Origin of the sequence: Pseudomonas sp. GZD-209, from assembly GCF_049310485.1 — a bacterium.
Lineage (GTDB): Bacteria > Pseudomonadota > Gammaproteobacteria > Pseudomonadales > Pseudomonadaceae > Aquipseudomonas > Aquipseudomonas sichuanensis.
Map to the genome: position 1 here is coordinate 1 of NZ_JBMOWQ010000102.1, position 4,022 is coordinate 4,022.

Consider the following 4,022-nt stretch of genomic DNA (forward strand, 5'->3'; position numbering starts at 1 on the left):
GGGTGTCTGGGTTTGGGGGTTTGTTGCCGTTTCGTCCGTTTTTGTGCTTGCTGGTGCGCACCAGCAGCTCGACGTCCATCGACAGCCCCAGGTTGTCGACCACGAACTGCAGGCGCCCGCGCAGCACTTCGCCTTCGGCGAGGGGCTTCTTGGCGTGGAAGGACAGGCCCCCGGCGGAAAGATCGTCCACCTTCACATCGTGCGGCTCGCGGTTGCCGTCCAGGTAGCGCAGCTTGGCGGGGATGCGTACCCGGGCGTGCTGGCGCTGCGCTTCGGACTCATGCACGACATTGACGTTCACGGCGGTATTCATGGCGATTTCGTTCCTGTTATCCGATCCGGGTTGGGCTCACACGACCATGAACAGCACGGCGACGAAGATGCTCGCGGCCGAGAAGGTCATGGTCCGCGAGGACCAGGTGTTGAACCATTGTTGAAAGCTGGCGAGGTCGCGCTTGAGGGCAGTGGGCTGGCGGGTCCAGGACTGCCTGTCGAGGCGGAAGAACACGTAGATCTTCATCACCGCGCCGACGATCTGGTTGTAATAGAGAATCAGCGGGTAGGCGGGGCCGACGCTGTGGCCCGAGCACAGCAGCATGATCGTCAGGATCAGGCGGGTGATGCCGATCCACAGCAGGTACACCAGCAGGAACTGCAGGCCGAACTTGAAGCTGGCGATCACTGCCACGGTCAGGCCCAGCAGGCTGGTCCACATCGACACGCGCTGGTCGAACAGGACGATGCTGGTGAACAGCCCCAGGCGCTTGAGGCCCAGGCCGAGGGCGCGGGAGTTCTGCCGCAGGTTGTTGCCGTACCAGCGGTACATCAGTTTGCGGCTGGCCTTGACGAAGCTCTTCTCCGGCGGGTGCTCGACCGTGTTGATCGCCGCGTCCGGCACGTAGAAGGTGTCGTAGCCCAGGCGCATCAGGCTGAACCAGCTCGACTTGTCGTCGCCGGTGAGGAACTTGAAGCGGCCCAGGCGCCAGTGCATCAGCGAGTCGCTTTCCACATCGGCGATGAACTCGGGGTCGGTCACGACGCTTGCGCGGAACATCGACATGCGCCCGGTCATGGTCAGCACGCGCTTGGACAGGGCCATCGAGCACATGTTGATGTGGCGCTGGGCGAAGCGCAGCTTGTGCCACTCGCTCATGATGTAGCCGCCGCGCACTTCGCAGAATTCGTTGGTGGTCAGGCCGCCGACGTTGGGGTAGAGCTTGAACCAGGGCACGGTCTTGCGGACCACGCCCTCGCCGAGCACGGTGTCACCGTCGATCACCGCCACCACGGCGTGGTCGTCGGGCAGCATCCGCGAGATGGCGCGAAAACCGTAGGCCAGGCCGTCGCGCTTGCCGGTGCCGGCGATGCGCACGATGTCCAGGGCGACGTGGGCGGGCGGGTTGTACTTGGCCCACAGGCTCTTCACCAGCAGCTCGTCGGACTTTTCCACCAGTGAGCAGACCACGGTGGTGGGGAAGCCGCAGTCGATCGCCTCGCGGATCACCGAGCTGTACACCTGGGCGGTGGTCAGGGCGTCGATGCGAAAGCTGGTGACCATCAGGTACACGTGCGACGGGTCGGCCGCGCTGCCCAGCTTCTGCACCTTGCGGCGCAGGTAGGGGTAGACGAGGTACAGGAAGATCATGCCGCGGATGAAATGGGTGGCGCCCATGGAGTAGCGCCAGATGCCGACAGCACCGACCAGGAAGATGAAGTGCTTCGACTGCGAATCGAAGATATCGCTGGGCAGGGCCAGGGCGATCAGCATGAGCAGGCTCATGTAGAGCAGCCAGCCGGCGCACTGCAACAGCACTGTCTGGAACCTTTGCATGTTCGGCATCCGTCGAGAATTCGGGGGTGGACGGGCGGCGCGCTGGGGAGGGACGCGCCGCCCGGCCGGGGTTACCAGCAGATACCTTCGGTACGGCTGGTGGTGCAGGTTGGCTTGCTCATGAACCCGACCAGGTCGATCACTTGCTTGCCTTCCGGCGCTTGCTGGGCGAGGGCGCGGAACTGCTCGTCACGGTTGCCCAGGATGATGATCTCGGCGTCGTTGACCACCTGCTCGAAGTTGGCGTTGAGCAGCGAGGAGACGTGGGGGATCTTCGACTCGATGTAGTCCTTGTTGGCGCCATGCACCCGGGCGTACTCGACGTTCTGGTCGTAGATGTCGAGCTGGTAGCCCTTGCCGATCAGGCGCTCGGCCAGTTCGACCAGCGGGCTTTCGCGCAGGTCGTCGGTACCGGCCTTGAAGCTCAGGCCGAGCAGGGCGACCTTGCGCTTGTCGTGGCTTTCGATGATGTCGAAGGCGTTCTGTACCTGGGATTCGTTGCTGCGCATCAGCGAGTCGAGCAGCGGTGCTTTCACATCCAGGCTTGCGGCGCGGTAGGTGAGGGCGCGCACGTCCTTGGGCAGGCACGAGCCGCCGAAGGCGAAGCCCGGGCGCATGTAGTACTGGGACAGGTTGAGCACCTTGTCCTGGCAGACCACGTCCATCACCTCGCGGCCATCGACGCCCACGGCCTTGGCGATGTTGCCGATCTCGTTGGCGAAGGTCACCTTGGTGGCGTGCCACACGTTGCAGGTGTACTTGATCATCTCGGCCACTTCGATCGGCTTGCGGATCACCGGGGCGTCGAGTTCTTCGTACAGCGCTTGCAGCACGTCGCCGCTGGCGCTGTCCAGTTCGCCGATGACGGTCATCGGTGGCTGGTCGTAGTCCTTGATCGCGGTGCTTTCACGCAGGAACTCGGGGTTGACCGCGACGCCGAAGTCGACGCCGGCCTTCTTGCCCGAGCAGTCCTCGAGGATCGGGATCACCACGTTCTTGACGGTGCCCGGCAGCACGGTGCTGCGTACCACGATGGTGTGGCGGCGGCTGGTGTCGCGCAGTACGTAGCCGATTTCGCGGCACACCGACTCGATGTATTCCAGGCCCAGGTCGCCGTTTTTCTTGCTCGGGGTACCGACGCAGATCATCGACACGTCGCTGGCACGGATGGCTTCGGCGAAATCGGTGGTGCCACGCAGGCGGCCATTGGCCACGCCCTGTTGCAGCAGTGCTTCCAGGCCCGGCTCGACGATGGGCGACTTGCCCCGGTTGATCAGGTCGATCTTGGTGCTGGACACGTCCACACCAATCACTTCATGGCCGCGTGCCGACAGGCAACCGGCACAGACTGCACCCACATAACCCAAACCAAAGATGCTGATACGCATCGTATTCACCTCGTGTGTTTATCACGCCAGCCCTTCTTCGAAAGAGCCAGCCGGGTTGATTGACCAGCAGTTTTCGGGCGCACGGCTCCCTGGCGAATTGACACTTCACCGTGCGCAGGCATGAATAAATCCGGAGCGCAGAAAGTTATGCACTCAACGTTGGCAAGCTAAGGCCAGTATTAATAAGGCGTGCCCTGAAATGCAGCCGTCTTTATTGCAGTTCGCCGTATGCGTACTGCAGTGCTTGTTCTTTCAAGTGGATAAATCCTTTGAAATCAACCACTAGGACGTATGTTAGGGGCGCTTGTCTCCTGCATGGATAATGGCTTTTGGCACTTCCTGTACCGCCTTTGAAGTTTGTTGGGTTGTGCGCGATAGCGGCACTTTGTCATCTGTAAGTCATCTCTCACGCTGCGGCGCTTGAAACTTGTTACGGGTGCTATGAGCCATGCGGCGCGGTAGAAGTTCCTGGCCGGGTTCGGCGTGGATGAAAGATTTCTAAATATTTTTTCAGTGGCAAATACTTTCACTTTGATGGCACGCGCTAGTTTCACCCCCGTCTATAAAGGGCGAAAACGCAGCGGGATGGTTATATGCCAGCATTCGAAAATATTTTTCAAAATTCGTCAAAAAAGTACGAACGGTCTTATGGCGTTTTGCGATAAAGGTATGGGTGGTGGTTTTTTGGCGTCTGAAAAATGGCTTTTCAGGGCATGCCCCCTTGCAGGGCTGCCAATGCAATCGCGGGGGGGGGGGAGGGCCACCCAGATACGGGCGGGGGGGCGGCACGAGGAATAAGCCCC

General features: G+C 61.2%; 3 protein-coding genes. All 3 read right to left on the reverse strand.

Annotated elements, in window-relative coordinates; genetic code table 11:
• On the reverse strand, positions 1-313 hold a 313-nt coding region (locus tag ACO6VM_RS13085; RefSeq protein WP_422403401.1), incomplete at its 3' end, for a PilZ domain-containing protein.
• Between the two features lie 36 nt (positions 314-349).
• Positions 350-1,831 carry a glycosyltransferase family 2 protein gene (locus tag ACO6VM_RS13090; protein ID WP_390967030.1) on the reverse strand — a complete coding sequence of 494 codons (1,482 nt, stop codon included), beginning with the start codon at positions 1,829-1,831 and terminating at the stop codon, positions 350-352.
• 71 nt (positions 1,832-1,902) lie between these two features.
• Positions 1,903-3,219: a nucleotide sugar dehydrogenase gene (locus ACO6VM_RS13095; protein ID WP_401058616.1), complete on the reverse strand. Its 1,317-nt coding sequence runs from the start codon at positions 3,217-3,219 to the stop codon at positions 1,903-1,905.
• Between the last annotated feature and the right edge of the window lie 803 nt (positions 3,220-4,022).